Origin of the sequence: Gordonia mangrovi (assembly GCF_024734075.1) — a bacterium.
Classification (GTDB): domain Bacteria; phylum Actinomycetota; class Actinomycetes; order Mycobacteriales; family Mycobacteriaceae; genus Gordonia; species Gordonia mangrovi.
Window position 1 is genome coordinate 1,238,768 of the sequence record NZ_CP102850.1, and the last position, 21,532, is coordinate 1,260,299.

Genomic DNA, 21,532 nt, shown 5'->3' on the forward strand with positions numbered 1-21,532 from the left:
TTCGGAGCTGCAGTTCCTTCTGCTACCGGAGATGCGATACGAGTTCGCCCGCTCCCAGCTCCAGCAGTTCGGCGGCGAGATCCTTGCCGAGTTGTTCCGCGCGATCGACCGGTCCCACCGTCGAGGCCCGGATCACATCCGATCCGTCCTCCGCCGCCACCGCGGCACGCAGTGACAGTTCGGCGAAGATCCGCCCGTCCTCGTCGATCGACTCGACCACCTCGGCGATCGCCCCGATCGGCGCGGTGCACCCGGCCTCCAGGGCCGCGAGCACCGAGCGTTCGGCGTCGATCGCCGCGCGTGTGGACGCGTCGTCCAACTCGGCGAGTATTCTCACCAGTTCGGCATCGTCGGAGCGGCACTCCACTGCCAAGGCGCCCTGTGCCGGTGCCGGTAGCAGGACCACCGGGTCCAGCGACTCGGTGACCTCGTCGGCTCTGCCGATCCGTACCAGACCGGCCCGGGCGACCACGACTGCATCGAGTTCACCGCTGGCGACTTTGCCCAACCGAGAATCAAGGTTGCCTCGTAGGGGGCGGATTTCCAAACCGAGACCCAATGCTCTAAGCTGTGCCGCCCGCCGCGGCGCCGACGTACCCACCGTGGACCCCGGGGGCAGCTCGCCGAGCACCATGCCACCCCGGCTGACCAGGGCGTCTCGCGGATCTTCGCGCGGCGGGATCGCCGGGATGACGAGGCCGGGTTCGGGGGCGGTGGGCAGGTCCTTGTAGGAGTGGATCGCGACGTCGACCTCGCGGTTCTGGAGTGCGACGCGGATCGCGGTGGTGAACACCCCCACCCCGATCTCGGCGACCGGCGCCTGCGAGGCGTCGCCGGCGGTCTTGATGATGACCAGTTCGGCCGGGTGTCCGGCGGCGATCAGGGCGTCGGCGACGGTCTGGGCCTGGGTTCGGGCCAGCAGTGAACCCCGCGTTCCGATGCGGATCACGTCCTGGCCGGCGGCCGCGCTCACTTCTCTCCGCGGTCGCGGTCGGCGAGCCCGGTGTCGGGTGTGACCAGCCCACCGACCTCGGGCGCAGAGACCGACTCGGTGGCACCCGGCGCGAGCTCGAACAGTTCCCGCAGCGCCTCGGCGTAGTGGTCGCCGTTGGGCGTGGAGGCCAGTTGTTTGACCCGCACGGTCGGCGCGTGCAGCAGTTTGTCCACGACACGGCGCACGGTCTTGGCGACCTCGTCGCGCTGCGGGTCGTCGAGCTCGGGCAGCCGCGCGTCGAGGCGCAGGATCTCGGCCTCGACGACCTCGGCCGCACGTTGCCGCAGCGCGGCCACGGTCGGCGTCACCTCGGCCTGACGCTGGTGGGTGAGGTAATCGGCGAGTTCGGCGGCGACGATCGATCGCGCCGCCGAGGTGTCGTTGTCGGCGGCCTGCGTCTCGGCGTCGCCGCGCAGCCCCTCGATGTCCACCACGTGCACGCGGGGCAGTCGGCCGGCCGCCGGGTCGACGTTGCGGGGCAGGCCGAGGTCGCAGATCACCAGGGGACGCGAGTCGGTTCGGGTGGCCAGCGCCGAATGGACCTCACCCACTCCGACCACCGAACCGACCGATCCGGTGCAGGTGACCACGACATCGGCGGTCGCCATCGCCGCCGGGAGATCATCGAGGCCGACACCGCGCACCGCGATGCCGTGGTTGGCGGCGACGTTGCCGGCGAGGTGCTCGGCGTTGGCGACGGTGCGGTTGACCACGACCAGGTCCCGCACGCCCTCCCGGGCGAGCTGGGCGGTGGCCAGGCCACCCATCGCGCCGGCGCCGACGACGACCGCCGAGCGCATGCCCTCGGCGCCCTCACGGACCAGCAACGACTGGGCGCGGTGCAGCGCCACCGAGACCACCGAGGCACCGGCCCGGTCGATGCCGGTCTCGGTGTGCACCCGCTTGCCGACACGCAGCGCCTGCTGCGCGAGCTCGTGCAGCACCCGCCCGGCCGACCTGTGCGCGTCGGCGTCGAGATAGGCGTTGCGGATCTGACCGAGGATCTGCTGCTCACCGACGACCAGCGAGTCGAGTCCGGCGGCGACGGTGAACAGATGCTCGACGGCGGCCTCGGAGTACCGCACATAGGCGTGGCGGGTCATCTCGTTGACACTCATCCCCGAGTGGTCTCCGAGGACCGCACCCACCGACTCCAGCGCCGGGTGGAACGCGTCGACGACGGCGTAGATCTCCACCCGGTTGCACGTGGAGACCAGCATCGCTTCCGAAATGGCCCGCGACGACAACAGTTCGTCGACGATTTTGGGCCGATCATGGTCGGAGACCGTCAGCCGCTCGAGCACCTCGACCGGTGCGCTGCGGTGCGAGACCCCGAACAACAAAACACTCACGCCGTCACCGTTTCCTCACCCAAGACTGGTCGGCGGACACGCGAACGCGTCGCGTTGAAAGCCAACACCTGTAGCTCCAAGGCTAGATCAACCTGCCTGACGACGACATCGGAGCCCGTTGTCAGTGTCGTCGGCGTGAGGTTCAACAGCTGACGGACCCCCACCCCGACCAGTGCGTCGCACGCCGCCTGGGCGTCGTCGTCGGCAGTGGCGATGACCCCGATCTCGATCGGATCATCGCCGCGACCTGCACAGACCTCGGCGATCGCGGACAGCGGGGCCACCTGCGGGCCGCCGGGCGTGACCACGGTGCCCACCACGTCGGGGTCGGCGTCGAACATCGCGGCGACACGGAAACCCCGGCCGAATCCGGCGTGGGTCAGCAACGCGCGCCCCAGACATCCGGCGCCCGCCAGCGCCACGGTGTGGGTGCTGTCGGTGTGCAGGACCATCGAGATCCGCGCGGTCAACCCGCCGACGTCGTAGCCGACGCCGCGCACACCGTTGGCGCCCACATGGGACAGGTCCTTGCGCAGGATGGCGGGATTGACCCCGGCAGCGGTGGCCAGCTGGTTGCTGGACGCCACCAGGACGCCACGTTGGCCGAAGGAGTGCAACACGTGCAGATAGGTCGCCAGCCGGGTGACCGTCGGCTCGGGGATCTCCGCCGTCGGGGCCGGGGGCTCGGGGTTGTCGGGGTTGTCGGGGCTGTCGGGGGCCGCTTTCGCGGCGTGGGGGCCGCCCGACGCCGTCGCACTGCCGCTCACGCTGTGGTCACCTTCTTCCGGCCCGCCGAGGCCGCCCCCAACCTCGCTGTGAACCCCCAATACCTCAGGTGAGGGTATACCGCGCGATAACGTGTTCTTAAACGGCCCCACACATGCCGTTCACCCGCCGGCGCCGGGGCGCGCCGCGAGATCGGCCCGCAACCGGGGCTCGTCGACCTCCCAGTAGCTGTGTTCCTCGCCGTCGAGCAGCACCACCGGCAGCCGATCGCCGAACTCGGCACGCAGCGCCGGATCGCCGTGGGCGGCCTTCCGGTCGACGTCGACCTCGTCGAAATCGACCCCGAGATCTGCACAGATGCGGGTCAGTTCGGTGTGGGCGACGCGACACAACGAGCATCCGGCGCGCGTCAGCAAGGTCAACGACACAACATTCTCCTCGGATCGTCCGCCTGCGTCACCGCGACCGCGTCGCGGGCGGTGGTGCCGACCAGTGTGTCACCCCTCGCAATCCCTCCCGACTACGCTGGAGCGTGGCTACTGTGGGACTCCCGACGAAGCCGGGTGTCTGACAAGCCGGGTTTCCGACGAGCTGGGTTTTCCGATGGAGCGAGTGGAGGTGAGCCGTGGCCGAGGTCCCGGGCTCCGGTGCGGACGATCCGACCGAGCCGGTGCACGACGAGGCCGAGGAGCCACCCGCCCCCGCCTCCGGTGAGCACGCCGCCGATGAGACCGCGATCGACGGGGAGGACTGGGAAGCCCACGCCGACGCGATGGACCCCGGCGGTGCGCACCACGACGACTCCGGCGACGACCACGACGAGGATCCCGACGACGAGGAGCAGTCCCGAGTCGCGACCTGGATCGCCGAACGCGCCCGCGCGACCAGTGGCCGCTTCCGGCAGACCGCTCACGAGTTGCGTCAGTCGCTGGCCGGTGAGGCGAGCGCCAAGGCGGCCGTCGACTCGTTGCGGGCGCGTCCGGCCGACGACATCGAACCGACCGACACACCGCGGGACCTGACCGCGGCCGCCTTCTTCGACGTGGACAACACGCTCGTGCAGGGCGCGTCGATCATCCACTTCGCGCGCGGGCTGGCCGCACACAAATACTTCACCTACGGCGACATCTTCGACTTCGCCTGGACCCAGGCGAAATTCCAGATCACCGGCAAGGAGAACGCCGACGATGTGGCGCAGGGCCGCGAGAAGGCGTTGTCGTTCATCGCCGGACGACACACCTCCGAACTCGTCCAACTCGGCGAGGACATCTACGACGACTACATCGCGGAGAAGATCTGGCCCGGCACCCGCGCACTCGCACAGCGCCACCTCGACGCCGGACAGCAGGTGTGGCTGGTGACCGCCACCCCGGTCGAGCTCGCGCAGACCATCGCCGAACGTCTCGGTCTGACCGGAGCGTTGGGCACCGTGGCCGAGAGCGTCGACGGCGTGTTCACCGGCCGGCTGGTCGGCGACATCCTGCACGGTCCGGGCAAGGCCCACGCGGTGCGCGCGCTGGCCATCCGCGAAGGCCTGAATCTCAAGCGCTGCACCGCATATTCGGATTCTCACAACGATGTGCCGATGCTGTCGTTGGTGGGCAACGCGGTCGCGATCAACCCCGACGCCGACCTCCGGGATGTCGCGAAGGTCCGTGGGTGGGAGATCTACGACTTCCGCACCGCCCGCAAAGCGGCCAAGTACGGTGCCACCACCGCGTTGGTGCTCGGTGCCGCCGGAGCCGGCGCGGCCACCGCGACCCGGGTGATCCGTCAGTATCGGGGCTGATCGCCACCGGCGGTATCCACCATGGCCACACACCGCGGCAGAGTCGATCTGCGTACCCACGTCGACTCCGGGGAACTATTCGATCGTGGGCGCGCGCTACGCGCGAACATCCCCATCCAGGCGCACGACCACCCGGCCGAATCCGACACCCGGCCCGCGGTTCTCGACTTCGTGGCGGCCTCCAACGCCAATCGTCTCGAGCATCTGATCCCGCTGCGGATCGGCCGGATGATCGCATCGCCGTTCGCGTTCTTCCGGGGTGCCGCCGGCCTGATGGCCGCTGATCTCGCGGGCTCGCCGACCACCGGTCTGACCGCCCGGTTGTGCGGCGACGCCCATGCCGCCAATTTCGGGCTCTACGGCACACCCGACGGCCAGATCGTCATGGACATCAACGATTTCGATGAGACCATGGACGGCCCGTGGGAGTGGGATCTCAAACGGCTGGCGGCGAGCCTGGTCCTCGCCGGGCGCGAGGGTGGGGTCTCGGAATCCGGGTGTGTCGAGGCCGCCGAGGATTCGGTGAAGTCCTACCGCCGCACCATGCGCGGGCTGGCCGAGATCGGGTTCCTACGCTCGTGGAACGCGTTGCCCGACGAATCGGTTTTGGAGAAGGCTAAGGCCGACGAACTGCTCGACGACTTCGCGAAGGCGGCGCAGAAGGCACGCCGCAACACCAGCGCGAAGGTGGCCGCGAAGTGGACCGAACATCTCGAGGATCACGAAACCGGTATCCGCAGCAGACGTTTCGTCGAGGACCCACCGATTCTGACCGCGGTCGACCCGGCCGTCTCCGACGCGATCGTCGACGGCCTCGAACGCTACGCGGACACGCTGCGCGAGTCGCGGCGTAACCTGATCGCCCGCTACTCGGTCGCCGACGTCGCGTTCCGCATCGTCGGTACCGGCAGCGTCGGACTGCGCAGCTATGTGGCGCTGCTGCTGGGCAACGACGACGAGGTGCTGGTGCTGCAACTCAAGCAGGCCCAACCGTCGGCGCTGGCGCCGTACCTGCCGGAGCCCACTGGCCGGCATGAGGGCAAGCGGATCGTGCACGGGGCCCGTCTGGTGCAGACCGAGACCGACATCCTGCTGGGCTGGACCACCGTCGACGACCGCCCCTACATCGTCCGACAGTTCCGAAACCTCAAGGGCGACATCGACCCCACCGCGCTGGAACGCGATCATCTCGACGACTACGGCCGCCTTGCCGGCGCCCTGTTGGCCCGCGCCCATGCGCGGTCGCTCGACCCACGACTACTCGCCGGTTACTTCGAGGACGACTCCGACCTCGACGAGGTGATCGGACGCCACGCCGTGCGCTACGCCGACCGCACCGAGGCAGACCACGAGACGCTCGTCGCGGCGGTCCGGGCGGGTCGGGTACCCGCCGACGAAAACTGAGCAGCAGCGCTACAGGCGGACGTCGTCGGAGGTCGGATCGATGAGCACCTTCGCGTGGTGTTCGGCCGATCCCAATGCCTCGAAGGCGGCGGCGACACCGCCGAGGCCGACGGTGGCGGTGATCAGCGGACGTGGGTCCACCTTCGCATCCGCGATCATCTGCAGGGTGTCGTGGAATTCGCCTGGATCGTAGGCGAAGACGAAGCGCAGCTCGATCTCCTTGTTGATCGGCATGGCGGGCCGGAAGGTGTCCGGCTGCATACACACCCCGACCACCACCACCCGCGAGCGGAACGGTGCGTGCGAGCAGATGTCCTCGATGATGCCGGGTACCCCGACGCATTCGAACACCACCGGCCCCCGCGGGGTGGCGCCCACTCGTTCGGCCACCCGCATCACCTTCGCCCACGGCAGCCCGGGAAGGCGTTGCAGATCGTGCATCGCGGAGAACGCAGTGTCGAAGAGATCGGTGGCGGAGGTGAGATAGCGTCGCTTCTGCGTACTCGCCTGCCACGGCGAATCGGTCCGCGGGTCCACCGCGATGTCGGCGCCGCACCGGCGGGCCAGACCCCGGCGACCGGCGGACAGGTCGCTGGCGACCACCGTTCGTATCCCGGCCGCCTTGAGCATCAGGATCACCGCCAGTCCGATCGGACCGCACCCGATGACCACCGCCACGTCGCGCTTGCCGACATCGCCGCGGCGCACCGCGTGGTGGGCGACGGCCAGGGGTTCGGTGAGCGCGGCCAGCTCGGCCGGCACCCCATCGGGTACCGGCATCGTGAGGTCCTCGGCGACCAGCATCAGGTCGGCATAGGCACCCGGCGCCTGCGCCGACAACCCGGTGAGGTGGGCGTCGTCGCCGTGTTTGATCATCGGCACCGACACCACCGGCGTGCCCGGCGGCCATCGGCGACGACATCCGGGCCCGTAGGCGACGACGTCGCCGGTGAATTCGTGACCCATGACGACCGACTCGGCCGACCGCATGAAGCCCGGGTAGCCCACTTCGTCGGCGACGTCGGCGCCGGCGTCACCGTGGGTGCGCGCATGCAGATCGGAGCCGCAGATGCCGGCGCGGATGACGCGGATCAGCACCTGCCCCGGGCCGGGTGTGGGTGTCGGCAGCTCGACGACGGAGAGCTCACCGTGCTGACACGCAACCGCTTTCATCCACGCCCCTTCGTGTCCCGACTGGCCCTGAGCAGCTCGCCGGGGAACAGGTGGCTCAGGAACCCAGGTCAGCCGAAGTAGACGCTACCGCGACGACTGAGCATCCGGAACAAGGTCTGCTGGATTTCCTCGCGGACGTGGTCGGTGAGGTCGAACACCACCATCGGGTCGTCGGCCGAGGACTCGTCGTAGGAGCCGGTCTCGATGGGACGGCCGAAGTGGATGTGCCACTTCGACGGCAGCGGCACCACGCCGAGCGGACCCAGCCACGGGAAGGTGGGCGTGATCGGGAAATAGGGCAGCCCAAGGACTTTCGCGAGCGGCTTGAGGTCGGCCAACATCGGATAGATCTCTTCGGAGCCGACGATGGAGACCGGGATGATCGGCGACGCGTTGCGCAGGGCCGTGGTGACGAACCCGCCGCGCCCGAACCGCTGCAGCTTGTAGCGGTCCTTGTAGAGCTTGCCGATGCCCTTGAACCCCTCGGGCCACACAGCGGTCAGTTCACCGGCCCGCAGCAGCCGGTCGGCGTCGGAGGTGCACGCGACGGTGGCGCCGATGCGGCGGGCCACCTCGCCGACCGCCGGGGCCTCAAAGGCCATGTCGGCAGCCAGGAGTCGGAGATGCCGACCGGTGGGATGATTGTCGCGTACGGCCAACGACGTCATGATCGCGTCGATCGGCAACGTTCCCGCGTGGTTCGCGACCAGCAGCGCCCCGCCCTCGACGGGGAGGTTCTCCACGCCGGTCACCTCGACCCGAAACCATTTGTCATACACTTGTCGCACCGCGGGGAACCACACCGACTCGGTGAAGTGGGGGTCGAATCCGAACTCGTCGACCTCGTAGTCGCCGGTCATCCGCTCCCGGATGAAGCCGGCCGTAGCGGTCAGCGAATCGGCCACCGCACCGCGCAGACCGGACAACGAGAACAACGGACTCGAGCGGTTGGGACCGAGGTGTTCCACCCCGAGCGACTCGGCCGGCAGTCGGACCTCGTCGCTGATCGGGGTCACCGCGGCCGCCGGCCGGCCGAACCCGTCGGTGTTGGGATGTCCGAGTTGCGCGGGTTGCCGAGAATTTCCTTGCGTGGGCGTTGATTTCGTGACGTGGCCGCCGGTTTGCTGACTGGGGTGTCGACGGCGACCCTGCTCGCGTACCGCGGTGCGGTTCCCCTGGGATTCCGCCACGCCTCCGGAGGTCGCATACAGCTGAATCACCTTCGCGGTACGTGCGTCCGTAGCGCCGCCACCTGCCAAGATACTCACCTCTGCGTCCATTGATCCGATCAGCCCCGACGCCCATGTCGGCGATCAGCCTCAATGGTACGCGTGCCCGTAGTGGGTCTGGCGTCCAAGTCTAGAGGCTGCATCACCGTTGCGCTCGCGTGTGCGCCAACTCGCACACGCCCCAGACTAATGGATATTCACATCAGATGTCGTCATTGCAGCTGATGCGCCGCACCAACAACTTTGCGCTCGAGCGAGCGCCACGTATCCGGACCGACGACCGGTTGTGAACCGCCGCGGGCGATGAAGTCGTCGACAGTCTCCAACGTGGAGAACTTGGGCGCGAAGCCGAGTTCCAGGCGCATCCGGGTCGTGTCGAGTACCCGTCCGTACGTGAGGTATTCGGTCTGACTCGACCGCAGCTTGGCCGAACGCAGATCCTGGAAGACGCCCGTGATCGGCGCGAGCAGGCTGCTGGGGACCGGCAGTTCGAGGTGTCCGATCCGGCGGATCGCCTGCGTCAGGGTCACCACGCCCTCACCGGAGACGTTGAAGGTCCCGGGTCTTCCGGTCAGGGTGACATGCTCCATCGCCGCGAGCGCATCCTCCTCGTGCAGGAACTGCAGCCGCGGCTGATACCCGATCACCGTCGGCACGATGGGCAGGGAGAGATACGACCCCATGCGGGTGTTGATCCGCGGCCCCAGGATCGCCTGCGGCCGCACGATGGTCACCTCGATGTCCTGGCGCCGCCGACCGAGTCCGCGGACGTAGCCTTCGATGTCGAGCAGATCGCGGCCATACCCACGTTTGGGTTCGCGGCGCGCGGTGGTCTCCTCGGAGAAGTGTGACGGGTCACGCCCGCTCGCACCGTAGACCATCGCGGTGGAACGCAGGATGAGCCGCTTGACCGAGGGACTGCGTTGACAGGCCGCGCAGACCTGCATCGCGCCGACGACGTTGAACTCCTTGATCGCCGCCGAATGCGGGGCGGTCTCCATGATCGAGGTCGCCGCGTGCACCACCGTGTCGACCTCGTAACCGGCGATGGCCTTCGCGATGGCGGGTCGTCGGATGTCGAGGCGGAGGAACTCGGCGCGCCCCATCCGGCGCAGCAGGTCCTTGCGGGGCACCCGGGAGTCCACGGCGAGCACCCGCTCGATGGCGGGGTTGGCCGCCAGACGGGCGACCAGATAGCCGCCGAGAAATGTGGACGCGCCCGTGACCAGGACGGTCCGGGGCGGTGAGGACTGCTCGTCGGACATGGTCACAGGTTAACCGCGCCACCGGTGGCGCGCCCAGCGCCTGGTCGTCGCTCCCTCGGTCCGGATCTGCGCCTTCGATCGGCAGCGTGAACGAGACCGGGGTGCGACATGCGAGATGGTGGCGACAACGCGAAGGGGCCCGACCATGATCGGTCGGGCCCCTTCGAGACGACTATTTGCCGAGTTTACGACGCTGCACCCGGGTACGCCGCAGCAGCTTGCGGTGCTTCTTCTTCGACATGCGCTTGCGGCGCTTCTTGATCACTGAACCCATTTGGGTGCTTCCTCACGGTTGACGCGGTTACTACTGATTTCTCTGGTGTGCCCAGCCGGTGCCTGACGCGACGCGGGGGCATCAGCACGCGACCTCCCACATTACCGGTCGGTGTGGATCAGAAGAAATCGGGTGGATCAGAAGAAATCGGCTCGGAACAGCGACGGTCGTCGACCGGGACCATCTGCCCCACATGCCGCAACTCCCCCGGCAGATCACATCATCATGCGATCTGTCGAGGGAGTCGAATCGGTTCGGGGCCGGCCTCAGCCGACGTCGAAATACGAGGTCTCCAGGTAGTCGTGCACAGCCTTGGCGTGCACCCGGAACGAGCGGCCCACGCGCACGGCCGGCAACTCGCCACTGTGCACGAGGCGGTAGACCGTCATCTTCGAAACGCGCATCAGGGATGCGACCTCGGCGACCGTGAGGAACTGCGAACCCGAGGCTGCATTGCTCACCGCGCCGGTCCTGTCACCAGGCTTGTCTGCAGGTGCCATGAAAAACCCATACCTCTCAGAGCACGCGTCGCGGCCGCCGGCTTCCCCTCCGGCGGACACCAGACACGCACGTGCTTAAAGGAGCTTAGCGTGGCTGATGTGAAAAAAGCGACGTGAGTTGTGCGAATGTTGGGCCTACATTCGGCGCTCACCCCCACATCCTGGGGTTTCTGGCGAATCTACCCCAAAATCATGGGGCGTCGACGTCAGTGCGGCCTGAGCTGGGACCGCCCAAACCCTCAACGTCGGGTCGATATCCGGCCTTCTTGCTGACGGCCGCGCAGGCCCGGGTGGCCTCGTAGACACCGTGCCGGAAGCCGTTCGCCTCGAACTGACGGATGGCAGCGGCGGTGGTGCCGCCGGGCGATGTCACCGCGGCCCGCAGATCCACCGGCGACAACCCGGACTCGCTGAGCAGCAGCCCCGCACCGCGGATGGTCTGTACCGTCAGCTCGCTCGCCTGCACCCGGCTCAGCCCGAGGGCCACACCCGCATCGATCATCGCCTCGGCCATCAGGAAGACGTAGGCGGGGCCCGACCCCGACACCGCGGTCACCGCATCCATCTGCTTCTCCGGGACCACCGCGACCTTGCCTACCGTCTCGAGCAGACGCACCACGGCGGCGAGCTGATCGTCACCGACGTAGCGGCCGACCGACACCGCCGACATGGCCTCGTTGACCAGCATCGGCGTGTTGGGCATGACCCGCACCACCGGGGAACCCGCCTGCAGTCCGTTCTCGTAGCGCGACAGCGGCAGCCCGGCGACCAGGGACACCGTGACGCGTTCGGACTCGGCGTCGTCGTCGGCGCTGGACAGCTCGCGCAGCACCGAATCCACGTCGTCGGGTTTGATGGCCAGGAACACATACTGCGCACCCTCGGCCGCGGTGGTCACATCGGTGACCAGGACGCCGTATTCGTCGGCGATCTCCTTGGCACGTTTGGGCATCTTCTCGGCGACGACGAGATCTTTGGTCTGCTTGCCGGACTGGATCAGCCCGGCCAGCAGCGCTTCGCCGATCTTGCCGCCACCGACGATGGCGATGCGTTCACTCACAGGTGCGCCTTTCTGCAACTTCCGGATGTGTGTGCGCGGCCGGTCACGACCGCTGCGGGATGAGCGCGAGCTGCCGCGACTGCGCGACGACCGTTCCGGTCGAGTCCACCACGAGGTGATCCTCCTCGAACATCCCGGGTCCCACCTCGGTGCTCGTCGCGGCGAACCGCAGCCACCCCGGCGCCGGATGCCGGCGCACATAGGTGGTCAGCTGCACCGTCGGCGCCCACCCGAACAGGGCCAGGTTCATCACCACCGGTGGCGAGATGTCGCACACCAGCACGGCGAAGTCGATGTCGGACTCGGCGCCCTTCGGCCGGGCCCAACCACGCACGGTGGGCTCACCGGTCTCGCCGCGGGCGACAGGGAACGTCGTCGGGTCGAGCACCAGGTCCAGCGCCGGGCCCAGATGATTGACCTCGGCCATCGGCGAGTTGTCGAGGCCGATGCCGTCGACCGCGGGATCGGCGGGCGTGTCGTCGAGGACGCTGGGGGCCGAGTGGTGCGGGGCGCCGGTGTCGGGCCGGGCGCAGGTCACCGACGACGACACCATGGTGCGGCCGTTCTGCACCGCGTCGACGGTCATCACGGTCACCGTGCGCCCCCGCTTGCGGACGGTGATCTCGAGGTCGACGTCGGCGGCATCGGGTGCCGAGAGGTAGTCGCTGGTGATGGCGACCGGGATCTTGCCGTCCGCAGCGGCCGCATCGTGGTCGGGCGCGAGGTCCACGAGTGCCCGGCGGGCGGCGTTGGCCACCACCATCTGCAGGCTTCCGCCGTGCACCTTGGGGCCGATGGTGAACACCGGGTCCATCCTCGCGCGGTAGGTGATCCGGTCGGCACCGGCGCGCGACACCTCGGTGAGTGCCAGGATCTCGGCGAGTTTGTGACTCATGATGGGCTGTCTCCTCGGCTGTGCCGGGAGCTCAGCTCCGTTCGGAACGCACTGCACCGGCTTCGTCGGACGGCAGTCCCCGTGCGAGATGCCGCCGGGCAAAATCTAGCGAACGTGCCAGCAGCGCACTGCGTTCGGGTTTGGTGCGGGCCGAACTCGTTGTGACCTCGAGCACAACTGCGCCGGCGAAGTCGCTGTCGGCGAGTCGGCGGCACACCTGCGCGCACGGCTGGTCACCGTCGCCGGGCGGCAGATGTTCGTCGGTTGCGGCCCCGTCACCGTCGGCGAGATGCAGATGGTTCAGCGCGCTTCCCATCCGGTCGAACATCGCGAGCGCATCCGCGCCCGCGGTCGCCGTGTGCGAGAGATCGAGGGTGTAGTGGGCGTAGCCGTCGTCGGTGGGGTCGATGGACTTGCCGAACGCCGACGCCGAGGGCCCCGGGCCGCCGCCGCGATCGCGAAGCCGGCGCGCCGAACGCTCCCCGGCGCCGAACAGCCGGTCTGCCCGCATCGGGAACATGTTCTCCACCGCAATGGCGATGCCGCTGTCGTCCTCGAGTGCGGCGACCAGGTCGTCGAAGCCGTCGACGTACGAGCGCTGCCAGCGAAACGGCGGATGCACCACGACGGTCTGCGCACCGAGGTCCTCGGCGGCCTGCACCGACCGGCCGAGCTTCACCAGCGGATCGCGGCCCCACACCCGCTGGGAGATCAGCAGACACGGCGCGTGCACCGACAGCACCGGCACCTGGTAGCGCTCCGACAGGTACTCCACGTGTTTGATGTCCTGGCTGACCGGTTCACCCCACACCATGAGTTCGACGCCGTCGAAGCCGAGTTCGGCGGCGTAGACGAAGGCCGCCTCGGTGTTCTGCGGGTACACCGAGGCCGTGGACAAACCGACGGGTATCTCGTCGCGGACCGGAGGGGTCGGGGTCGTGTTCACGGGCCCGTCAGGTCGCCAGCAACACGAGCGGGCCGATCGTGACGATCAGCGCCACCCCCATCGCGAGCAGTGTGGTGGTCAGGTCCTTGGTCCGTCGCACCAGGTGGGCGAAGGTGACGATGCCGAAGATCACCAGCACCGCCAGCACCAGCGCGAAGTACACATTCCACTTCCACAGCTCGGTGAAACCCCAGAACAGGCCGACGCCGATGGCCAGGCCGGCCAGCGACTGCCCGATGATCGACAGCCACGCGAGCACCGGTGACGGCTCTTTCGTGCCGTCGGCGTCGGGGGTGACGGCGTCGGTCTCACCGGGGTGGTCGTCGGCCGCCGCGGTGGTGTCGCCGGTCTCGGCCGACTCGACAGAATCGGCGCTCGCCTGCGTCGCCGTCTCCGCCGCATCGTCGGTGATCGCGGTGTCGGCGGGGGTCGCGGTGTCCTCGGGGATCGCGGTGTCGTCGTTCGTCGCGGTGTCCTCGGGGATCGCGGTGTCCTCGGGGATCGCGGTGTCGTCGTTCGTCGCGGTGTCGTCGGCGATCGCGGCGCCCGCCACCGGGGCCGCCATCATGCCCAGGACGGCGGTTTGTTCTGCGGGGCTCTCGTCGGAGGTCGCCTGATCTGTGGATTTCTGGTCTGCGGAGGGCTGGTCTGCGGATTCCTGCGTCGTGGCGGACTGCTCGGCGGTGCTCTCGGCTGCGGTCGGCTCGGCTGCGGTCGGCTCGGCTGCGGGGGCAGCATCCTCGACCTCGACGGACGCGGCCGGTGTGTGGTCGGCGTCGGCGACGGTCGCGGCCTCGACCGCGCGTCGTTGACGTTCGCGCGCGGCGGCCGGACGAGCCGAACGGTCCTTCTTCTTCCGCAGGCCCTTCGACAGACCGAACAACCCCTTGCGCGGTGCCGGCTCGTCCTCCTCGATATCGGAGAAGGCGCGGTAGGCCTCGAAGTCGTCTGCCGAGGCCTTGGGCGTGGATCTCTCGGGCGTGGATCTCTCGGGCGTGGGTATCTCGGGCGTGGATGTCTCGGACGTGGAGGCCTCGGGCGTAGGTGTCTCGGGCGTAGGCGCCTCGGGTGCGGCGAGCTCCACGACGTCGACATCGTCGGAGTCGACCACCACCAGCCCGTCCGAGTTGTCCCCGACGACCGGGATGATGCCGGTGACAGCGTTCGCGTTCTCGTTCTCCTCGGCCGATCGGGTCGCCGACGGCGCGGTCGCCCGCACGTCCCGATCGGCGACGTCCGCGGCGCGGAAGTCGCGGGTGGCCGGCTGCGCGAAGGAGGGCATCCCGCTCGACGACATGCCGGGCATCTGGCGGGGCGGGGTGGCACCGGCCGGCGTCCAGGCGTTGTCCGCCGCCCCGGGTGCGCGCTCGGGGAACGCGCGGTCGTCGGCATGACGGCGTGGCACGGGCGCGGCGGACCGCGGGAACGGCGCCGACGGCGGAGTCGGTCGCTGCCCGGTGGCCGGGGTCGACCGGCCCGGTTGCTCAGACCCGCCGCTCTCGGTCTGCTCATCGGCGACGCGCACCCGCGGGATCTCGCCGGTCAGCTCCGAGACCGAGACCGCGCCTTCCCGGCCGACACGACGCCGATTGCGGGACTCCCGAGTGGGTGCGGCAGACGCCTCGCCTTCCGCACGGCTACGTGCGAGCAACTCCGAGACCGAGATCGGCCGGGAGTCGGTGTCATCAGGCCCGCTCGCTCTGCCCCCGGAACCTGATTCGCTAGCCATACAGTGCGCTCTCCGTCCTCGAGATGTTCCTCGCCCGCACGCGGGACGTCTTGTGAGTATGTGGTCGGCTCGTCCCGACTCAAGAATAGGCGCGCCGATCAGCCGCGGTCGCGACCGTCGTGGGCGGTGCCCACGGTCTCGGCGCCGACGGTTTCCGCTGCCTGCGTCGGCTCGGAATCCAGCCGACGCAGGATGACCCCCTCACGCAGAGCCCACGGACAGATCTCAAGTGTATCGACTGACATCGCCCGCATGGCGGCCTCCGCGACAAGCGCGCCGGCGACCAACTGTCCGGCCCGGTCGGCGCTGACACCTTCGAGTTCGGCGCGGTCGTCGCGGGTCATGCGGGAGATGAAGGCGATCAGCTGCCGCAGCCCGTTCGCGGTGAGCTGACGTTTCACCCGCGGACCGGCGCTCGACGGCGCTGCCCCGGTCAGTCGCGCCAGGCTGCGAAAGGTCTTCGACGTGCCGACGGCCAGATCGGGCCGACCGGGACCGACCAGCTCCTTGGCGACCGGGCGGAGCTCGGCGTCGAGCCAGTCCCGCAGCACCGAGACGCGTCGGCGGTCGGGTGGGTCACCGGGCAACCATTCCCGGGTCAGTCGCCCGGCACCCAGCGGCAACGACAACGCCGACTCGGGTTCTTCGTCGACGCCGTTGGACATCTCCAGCGATCCGCCGCCGATGTCGAGGGCCAGGATGCGCCCGGCGCTCCATCCGTACCAGCGGCGGACCGCCAACGACGTCAGTCGCGCCTCGTCGCGGCCCGACAGCACGGTCACATCGACCCCGGTCTTGGCGGCGACCGCGGCGAGGACCTCGTCGCTGTTGCTCGCGTCCCGCACCGCCGACGTCGCGAACGCCATGATCTGCTCGCAGCCCGACGTCGACGCGATGTGGGTGAATTCGTCCACCGACTCGATGAGTTTGGTGGCGGCGCGGTCGGTGAGGCGCCCGCGGTCGTCGATCTGCTCGGCGAGCCGCAGGACTGATTTCGTCGAACTCATCGGGGTGGGATGGCCACCGCGATGGGCATCCACCACCAGCAGATGAACGGTGTTGCTGCCCACGTCGAGCACTCCTAGACGCACGGCCCTCAAGACTACTGCCTCGCCGGTTGCGGCCGGGACCCGGCGGGTCGAATCGGGCGCTGCGCCCGTCCGGGCTGCAACGGCCCGCGACGGTTACCGTTGATATGTGACCCGCACCCAAGCCTCGCGTCCCGCGGCCCCTGAACGCATCACCCCCGCGCCCGAGGTCGATCTCGACTTCCCTCGCGAATGGTACGAATTCGCCGATCCGGACAACCCCGAACACGTCATCAAGGCCGACCTGACGTGGCTGTTGTCGTATTGGACATGCGTGTTCGGCACCCCCGCGTGCCAGGGGATCATCGAGGGCCGCGAGACCGACGGATGCTGCAGCCACGGCGCGTATCTGTCGGACAAGGACGACCGCAAGAAACTCGCCAAGGCGATGGCGATGCTGACCGAGGACGACTGGCAGTTCCACAAAAAGGGCAGCGGCAAGGATCCGCTCGGTCCGCGCGGCTATCTCGAGGAGAGCGACCTCGATGACGAACCCGCGCTGAAGACCCGGAAACACAAGGGCGCCTGCATCTTCCTCAACCGCCCCGGCTTCGCCGGCGGCGAGGGTTGTGCACTGCACTCGATGGCGCTGAAACGGGGCCTGGAGCCGCTGACGGTGAAACCCGACGTCTGTTGGCAGCTGCCGATCCGCCGCGAGCAGGACTGGGTGGGACGACCCGACGGGACCGAGGTGCTGCGCACCACGATCACCGAATACGACCGCCGCGGCTGGGGCGAGGGCGGCCACGACCTCAAGTGGTACTGCTCCGGCTCCCCCGACGCCCACGTCGGCGCCACGCAGGTGTGGCAGTCGTACGCCCCCGAGCTGACCGAACTCATCGGAGCGTCCGCCTACGAAGCCCTCGCAGCCGCCTGCCGCCGCCGAAACGGCCTGGGTCTCATCGCCGTGCACCCGGCGACCACCGCCGCCACCACACGTCGCGACAGCGATCAGAAGTACAACCTCATCGAGGACTGAGGTCCTTCTTTCGTGTCGAGTGGGCGGTGAGGTTGCGGTGCTTTACGGCTCGAACTTGTAGCCGAGCCCGCGGACGGTCACGAGGTGTTTGGGGTTGCTGGGGTCGGGTTCGATCTTGGAGCGCAGCCGCTTGACGTGCACGTCGAGGGTCTTGGTGTCGCCAACGTAGTCGGCACCCCACACCCGGTCGATCAGCTGACCGCGGGTCAGGACGCGGCCGGCGTTGCGCAACAGGTACTCGAGCAGGTCGAACTCTTTGAGCGGCAACGTGATGGCGTCGCCGTTGACGGCGACGGTGTGGCGCTCGACGTCCATCCGGACCGGGCCCTCCTCGATGACACCGACGGTGAGCTCTTCCTCACCGGCGTCGCCGCCGCGGCGCAACACGGCGCGGATGCGGGCGATCAGTTCACGCGCCGAGTACGGCTTGGTCACGTAGTCGTCGGCACCGAGTTCGAGGCCGACGACCTTGTCGATCTCGCTGTCGCGGGCGGTCACCATGATCACCGGGACACTCGAGCGCGCCCGGAGTGTCTTACAGATCTCGGTGCCGCTCATGCCCGGCAGCATCAGGTCCAGCAGGACGATGTCGGGGCTCACCCGGTCGAACGCCGAGAGCGCTTGCGCCCCATCGTTGATGACACTCGCTTCGAAACCCTCTTTACGAAGGAGGAAGGCCAGTGGATCGGCCAGCGATTCCTCGTCCTCGACGATCAGTACGTGCGTCACCGATGTAAGTCCTCTTGTCGTTGGTTGCTGGGCACATCCGCGTGGTCGCCGTCGAGGATGCTGGCGGTCAGATCCTCGGGGATGCACAAGGTGAAGGTGGAGCCGGTACCCGGTTTGCTCCACAGCCCGATCGTGCCGTCGTGGTTGGCTGCGACGTGCTTCACGATCGCCAGCCCCAGCCCGGTGCCGCCGGTCAGTCGCGACCGCGCCTTGTCGACACGGAAGAACCGTTCGAAGACCCGCTCCTGATCGTCGGCGGCGATACCGATGCCTCGGTCGGTCACCGCGATCGCCACCATCGGGCGACCGTCGATCGGGGTCAGGCGGCGGCTGATGGAGACCGTCGTGTTGGCCGGCGAGTATGCGATCGCGTTCACCACGAGGTTGCTGATCGCGGTCAGCAACAGCACCCGGTCGCCGCGTACGCACAGACCACTCTCGTCGTCGGCACGCAAAGTGATCCCGGCGGCCTCCGCGGTCGTGGCGGCGGTGTCGACCGCCTCGCGCAGCAGTTCGTCGACGTCGACGGTGGTGAACTCCGGTGTCTCACCACCCTGCAGACGGGACAGCGCGATCAGCTCACTGACCATGTTCCCGAGCCGATCGGATTCGACCAGCACGCGGCGACCGAAATGCTCCACGGATTCCGGGTCATCGGAGGATTCCAGCAAGGCCTCGGCGAGCAAACCAACGGCGCCGACCGGCGTCTTCAGCTCATGCGAGACGTTGGCGACGAAGTCGCGGCGGGTGGCCTCCACCCGCCGGTGTTCGGTGTCGTCGGTGCCGTACACCACGGCGTACTGCTCGTCCTCGTGGGCGACCAGCCGCACCAGGCAGCGGACCGACTCGACCTGACGGGCGGTCGCCCGGCCGGTGGAGACGAAGCCGTAGGACGACTGCACCGGGGTGAACTCGAAGCGGGCCTCGACCGCGGTGTCCAGGACCTCCTTGGCCGCATCCCAGACCGCATCGGCGAGCAACCGATCGCGGACCACGCCGAGTTCGACGGCCTGGTGGTTGAAGAGGACGACATCACGGAAGCGGTCGACCACGGCGACCGCGTGTTCACTGTTGCGCACGATCAGGCTGAGCAGACCGGCTTTGGTCATCCGGCCGTCGTCGGTGGTCAGGCTGACGTCGGAGTCGCGCAGTTCGGCGGTGGCGGACACCTCGCGCGGGGCGTTTGCGGTGATCACACGACGCGAGACGAGTCCGGTCGTCGTGGAGGCGGTTTCTTCGGACGACTCACCATCGGTGGAGGACTTCCTCCACCAGGTCAACAGTCCGGCCCCCCGACCCTGACGACGCGCGAGGAGCCCGGCAAGGGCTCCACCGACAAAACAGACAAGCGCGATGGCGATCGCCGCGACGAGCAATGCAACGGTCACAATGGCAGCTTACGGCTCAGCGAACGCGCCCTGCACATCCAGCGCGATTGTTCCGATGCTGTTCATATGGCGTTCGGACTATCTGCCCCGGTGTGATGGTGACGCCGCTAAAGTCCGCGTCACTGCGGAACCGGAACCGCCATGTCGGCGTACTCCGGGTGCTGGCTGATGAACCGCTGCACGTAGGAACACACGGGCACCACCTGCTTGCCCGTGGCACGGATGTCATCGAGGACCACGCGCACCAGTTGCCCGGCATAGCCGTGCCCACTGAACTGCTCGTGGATCACAGTATGGGTCAACACAACCTGATAGGGCTCCGACACGTAGTCGAGGTAGCCCACCACCTGGTCTGCGTCGGTCGGATAGTCCCCGGATTCCGCCGCAGAGCCGCTGGAATCCACACTCAAGATCGCCTCGTACCGCTCCTGAGCAGGGGAATGATCGATCCTCAGACTCCTGTCATTCGCCATGGCATCCAATGTAGCGCGACTCACATGATTCCCACCATGCCGTTTTCATTACAGGCCCAACGGCATGGTGGAAATCGGGGGTCGGCGACATCCGCCGGATCGACTCACTTCTGCCCCTGCGCCGCCACCGCGGCGGCGCCGGCGGCAGCTGCCTCCGGGTCGAGGTACGTGCCACCCGGGTTGAGCGGCTTCAGATTCTCGTCGAGGTCATAGCGCAACGGGTTGCCGGTGGGGATGTTGAGTCCGGCGATGTCGGCGTCGGAGATGTCGTCGAGGTATTTGACCAGCGCACGCAGCGAGTTGCCGTGCGCGGCGATCAACACCGTCTTGCCGGCCGTGATGTCGGCGGCGATGGTCTCGATGAAGTACGGCACCATCCGTTCCACCACGTCCTTGAGGCATTCGGTCAGCGGCACCTCGTCGAGGTCGGCGTATCGCGCATCGCCGGTCTGGCTGTATTCCGCATCGGGGTCGATCGGTGGCGGCGGGGTGTCGTAGCTGCGGCGCCACAGCATGAACTGCTCGTCGCCGAACTCCTCTTTGATCTCGGCCTTGTTGAGGCCCTGCAGCTTGCCGTAGTGGCGCTCGTTGAGCCGCCAGTCACGCGTCACCGGAATCCAATGCCGGTCGGCCTTGTCCAGCGCGATCTGGGCGGTCTGGATGGCCCGACGCAGCAAGGAGGTGTAGAGGATGTCGGGCAGCACATCGTGCTCGACGAGCAGTTCGCCGGCGCGCACCGCCTCGGCCTCACCCTTCTCGGTGAGTGCCACATCGACCCACCCGGTGAACTGGTTGGACGCGTTCCATTCGCTCTCGCCGTGCCGCATCAGGATCAAGGTGCCGTTGGTCATGGGTAGAGTTTCGCACAATCACCGGCACGTCACCTGCTCGCGCGACGCGCGAGGAGATCGGTCGCGCCCAGTGACCAGACGGTCAGATAGGCGAGCCCGAAGAACGCCGCCACGGCCACCGCGACACCGGTCGACTCCACCTCCGCCAGCGGCGACCGCACCCACTCCAGTGTCGACGCGACCACCGCATCCGGCCTGGTCACCAGGTCCCACGAGTTCCACCGCTGGAAGCGCCCGATGACTATGCCCACGGCACACAACCCCACCGAGACGGCGACGACGGCCCAGCCCGCGAGCACGCCGTGGTCGCGATCGACCCGCCGATGCACGAGCAGCATGGACACCACACCGAGCATGATCCCGGTCCAGGCGGCGAACCCATACTGCAGGACGTGCCGCCACAGGTCGACACCCTGACCGAGGTGGACCAGGTCGGTGACCAGGTAGGGCGCGTTCGGCAAGAACGCCAGCCAGCCGAGGCCGACGGGGATCAGCCAACCGCGCCGACGGATCACGACGAACGCCAACGCGAAGGCCATCGGTATCCACGCGAGGAAGAGATTCCAGACCAGGAATCGCGTCGGATAGGTCAGCGGTGCGGCCGGGTCGGTGACACCGAGTGCCACGGTGAGTCCGGTGGTGGCCAGCAGTGCGCCGAGCAGGATCACCGTGCGCGCGTCCGTCATCG

22 protein-coding genes are annotated in these 21,532 nt (G+C 68.2%); 3 read left to right on the forward strand and 19 right to left on the reverse strand.

Annotated elements, in window-relative coordinates; all coding sequences use genetic code 11:
* Positions 1-22: 22 nt before the first annotated feature.
* The 4 genes from hemC to NWF22_RS05735 all read right to left on the reverse strand — a co-directional run bounded on the left by hemC (position 23) and on the right by NWF22_RS05735 (position 3,500).
* Positions 23-973: a hydroxymethylbilane synthase gene (gene hemC / locus NWF22_RS05720; protein WP_258321333.1), complete on the reverse strand. Its 951-nt coding sequence runs from the start codon at positions 971-973 to the stop codon at positions 23-25.
* On the reverse strand, positions 970-2,346 hold the full coding sequence (locus NWF22_RS05725; RefSeq protein WP_160900219.1) for a glutamyl-tRNA reductase: 1,377 nt from the start codon (positions 2,344-2,346) through the stop codon (positions 970-972). Before NWF22_RS05725 ends, hemC begins: the two co-directional genes overlap by 4 nt.
* Positions 2,343-3,008 carry a redox-sensing transcriptional repressor Rex gene (locus NWF22_RS05730; protein ID WP_258321422.1) on the reverse strand — a complete coding sequence of 222 codons (666 nt, stop codon included), beginning with the start codon at positions 3,006-3,008 and terminating at the stop codon, positions 2,343-2,345. Before NWF22_RS05730 ends, NWF22_RS05725 begins: the two co-directional genes overlap by 4 nt.
* A gap of 225 nt (positions 3,009-3,233) precedes the next feature.
* A complete protein-coding gene (locus tag NWF22_RS05735; protein WP_160900217.1) occupies positions 3,234-3,500 on the reverse strand; it encodes a glutaredoxin family protein in 267 nt (88 codons plus the stop codon).
* Between the two features lie 344 nt (positions 3,501-3,844).
* Between NWF22_RS05735 and NWF22_RS05740 the strand changes: the two genes are divergently transcribed.
* Positions 3,845-4,861 (forward strand): HAD family hydrolase, encoded by a 1,017-nt coding sequence (locus tag NWF22_RS05740; RefSeq protein WP_160901341.1) that lies wholly within the window; start codon positions 3,845-3,847, stop codon positions 4,859-4,861.
* Positions 4,862-4,882: 21 nt separating this feature from the next.
* Positions 4,883-6,265 carry a DUF2252 domain-containing protein gene (locus NWF22_RS05745; RefSeq protein ID WP_160900216.1) on the forward strand — a complete coding sequence of 461 codons (1,383 nt, stop codon included), beginning with the start codon at positions 4,883-4,885 and terminating at the stop codon, positions 6,263-6,265.
* A gap of 9 nt (positions 6,266-6,274) precedes the next feature.
* Here NWF22_RS05745 and NWF22_RS05750 read toward each other — a convergent pair whose 3' ends face one another.
* From NWF22_RS05750 to NWF22_RS05795, 10 genes are all read right to left on the reverse strand, one after another.
* Entirely contained in the window at positions 6,275-7,438 is a 1,164-nt protein-coding gene (locus tag NWF22_RS05750; RefSeq protein WP_160900215.1) for a zinc-binding dehydrogenase, read from the reverse strand.
* 68 nt (positions 7,439-7,506) lie between these two features.
* Positions 7,507-8,706, reverse strand: a complete 1,200-nt coding sequence (locus NWF22_RS05755) for a lysophospholipid acyltransferase family protein (protein WP_258321334.1) — start codon at positions 8,704-8,706, stop codon at positions 7,507-7,509.
* A 173-nt stretch (positions 8,707-8,879) separates the two neighbouring features.
* Positions 8,880-9,932, reverse strand: a complete 1,053-nt coding sequence (locus NWF22_RS05760; protein ID WP_160900213.1) for an NAD-dependent epimerase/dehydratase family protein — start codon at positions 9,930-9,932, stop codon at positions 8,880-8,882.
* Between the two features lie 172 nt (positions 9,933-10,104).
* Positions 10,105-10,206 carry a 30S ribosomal protein bS22 gene (locus NWF22_RS05765; RefSeq protein WP_003402602.1) on the reverse strand — a complete coding sequence of 34 codons (102 nt, stop codon included), beginning with the start codon at positions 10,204-10,206 and terminating at the stop codon, positions 10,105-10,107.
* Between the two features lie 266 nt (positions 10,207-10,472).
* Positions 10,473-10,706 carry a helix-turn-helix domain-containing protein gene (locus tag NWF22_RS05770; protein ID WP_160900212.1) on the reverse strand — a complete coding sequence of 78 codons (234 nt, stop codon included), beginning with the start codon at positions 10,704-10,706 and terminating at the stop codon, positions 10,473-10,475.
* Positions 10,707-10,896: 190 nt separating this feature from the next.
* Positions 10,897-11,766 carry a pyrroline-5-carboxylate reductase gene (gene proC, locus NWF22_RS05775; protein ID WP_160900211.1) on the reverse strand — a complete coding sequence of 290 codons (870 nt, stop codon included), beginning with the start codon at positions 11,764-11,766 and terminating at the stop codon, positions 10,897-10,899.
* A gap of 43 nt (positions 11,767-11,809) precedes the next feature.
* Positions 11,810-12,661: a thioesterase family protein gene (locus NWF22_RS05780; protein WP_160900210.1), complete on the reverse strand. Its 852-nt coding sequence runs from the start codon at positions 12,659-12,661 to the stop codon at positions 11,810-11,812.
* A gap of 31 nt (positions 12,662-12,692) precedes the next feature.
* Complete coding sequence (locus NWF22_RS05785; protein ID WP_160900209.1) at positions 12,693-13,607, reverse strand: sugar phosphate isomerase/epimerase family protein; 915 nt, start codon at positions 13,605-13,607, stop codon at positions 12,693-12,695.
* 7 nt (positions 13,608-13,614) lie between these two features.
* Positions 13,615-15,336 (reverse strand): Rv0497 family membrane protein, encoded by a 1,722-nt coding sequence (locus NWF22_RS05790; protein ID WP_160900208.1) that lies wholly within the window; start codon positions 15,334-15,336, stop codon positions 13,615-13,617.
* Positions 15,337-15,434: 98 nt separating this feature from the next.
* Complete coding sequence (locus NWF22_RS05795; RefSeq protein ID WP_160900207.1) at positions 15,435-16,427, reverse strand: Ppx/GppA family phosphatase; 993 nt, start codon at positions 16,425-16,427, stop codon at positions 15,435-15,437.
* A 148-nt stretch (positions 16,428-16,575) separates the two neighbouring features.
* On the opposite strand from NWF22_RS05795, the gene NWF22_RS05800 reads away from it, so the two are divergent.
* Positions 16,576-17,403, forward strand: a complete 828-nt coding sequence (locus NWF22_RS05800; RefSeq protein WP_160901340.1) for a DUF3109 family protein — start codon at positions 16,576-16,578, stop codon at positions 17,401-17,403.
* Positions 17,404-17,445: 42 nt separating this feature from the next.
* Here NWF22_RS05800 and NWF22_RS05805 read toward each other — a convergent pair whose 3' ends face one another.
* The 5 genes from NWF22_RS05805 to NWF22_RS05825 all read right to left on the reverse strand — a co-directional run bounded on the left by NWF22_RS05805 (position 17,446) and on the right by NWF22_RS05825 (position 21,530).
* A complete protein-coding gene (locus NWF22_RS05805; protein ID WP_160900206.1) occupies positions 17,446-18,132 on the reverse strand; it encodes a winged helix-turn-helix domain-containing protein in 687 nt (228 codons plus the stop codon).
* Positions 18,129-19,520 carry a sensor histidine kinase gene (locus tag NWF22_RS05810; RefSeq protein WP_258321335.1) on the reverse strand — a complete coding sequence of 464 codons (1,392 nt, stop codon included), beginning with the start codon at positions 19,518-19,520 and terminating at the stop codon, positions 18,129-18,131. Before NWF22_RS05810 ends, NWF22_RS05805 begins: the two co-directional genes overlap by 4 nt.
* Before the next feature lie 119 nt (positions 19,521-19,639).
* The gene (locus NWF22_RS05815) at positions 19,640-19,993 is read right to left on the reverse strand and encodes a GNAT family N-acetyltransferase (protein WP_160900205.1); all 354 of its coding nucleotides are present in this window, start codon (positions 19,991-19,993) and stop codon (positions 19,640-19,642) included.
* Positions 19,994-20,097: 104 nt separating this feature from the next.
* Positions 20,098-20,844, reverse strand: coding sequence for a phosphoglyceromutase (locus NWF22_RS05820; protein WP_160900204.1), 747 nt, complete (start codon positions 20,842-20,844; stop codon positions 20,098-20,100).
* A 29-nt stretch (positions 20,845-20,873) separates the two neighbouring features.
* Positions 20,874-21,530: a DUF1361 domain-containing protein gene (locus NWF22_RS05825; protein WP_160900203.1), complete on the reverse strand. Its 657-nt coding sequence runs from the start codon at positions 21,528-21,530 to the stop codon at positions 20,874-20,876.
* Between the last annotated feature and the right edge of the window lie 2 nt (positions 21,531-21,532).

Coding starts and splice junctions, on each gene's coding strand:
- NWF22_RS05790 (WP_160900208.1), bottom strand. CDS start 15,336: ATGGCTAGCGAATCAGGTTCCGGGGGCAGAGCGAGCGGGCCTGATGAC.
- NWF22_RS05740 (WP_160901341.1), top strand. CDS start 3,845: ATGGACCCCGGCGGTGCGCACCACGACGACTCCGGCGACGACCACGAC.
- NWF22_RS05780 (WP_160900210.1), bottom strand. CDS start 12,661: ATGAGTCACAAACTCGCCGAGATCCTGGCACTCACCGAGGTGTCGCGC.
- NWF22_RS05820 (WP_160900204.1), bottom strand. CDS start 20,844: ATGACCAACGGCACCTTGATCCTGATGCGGCACGGCGAGAGCGAATGG.
- NWF22_RS05815 (WP_160900205.1), bottom strand. CDS start 19,993: ATGGCGAATGACAGGAGTCTGAGGATCGATCATTCCCCTGCTCAGGAG.
- NWF22_RS05750 (WP_160900215.1), bottom strand. CDS start 7,438: ATGAAAGCGGTTGCGTGTCAGCACGGTGAGCTCTCCGTCGTCGAGCTG.
- NWF22_RS05745 (WP_160900216.1), top strand. CDS start 4,883: ATGGCCACACACCGCGGCAGAGTCGATCTGCGTACCCACGTCGACTCC.
- NWF22_RS05825 (WP_160900203.1), bottom strand. CDS start 21,530: ATGACGGACGCGCGCACGGTGATCCTGCTCGGCGCACTGCTGGCCACC.
- NWF22_RS05760 (WP_160900213.1), bottom strand. CDS start 9,932: ATGTCCGACGAGCAGTCCTCACCGCCCCGGACCGTCCTGGTCACGGGC.
- NWF22_RS05765 (WP_003402602.1), bottom strand. CDS start 10,206: ATGGGTTCAGTGATCAAGAAGCGCCGCAAGCGCATGTCGAAGAAGAAG.
- NWF22_RS05770 (WP_160900212.1), bottom strand. CDS start 10,706: ATGGCACCTGCAGACAAGCCTGGTGACAGGACCGGCGCGGTGAGCAAT.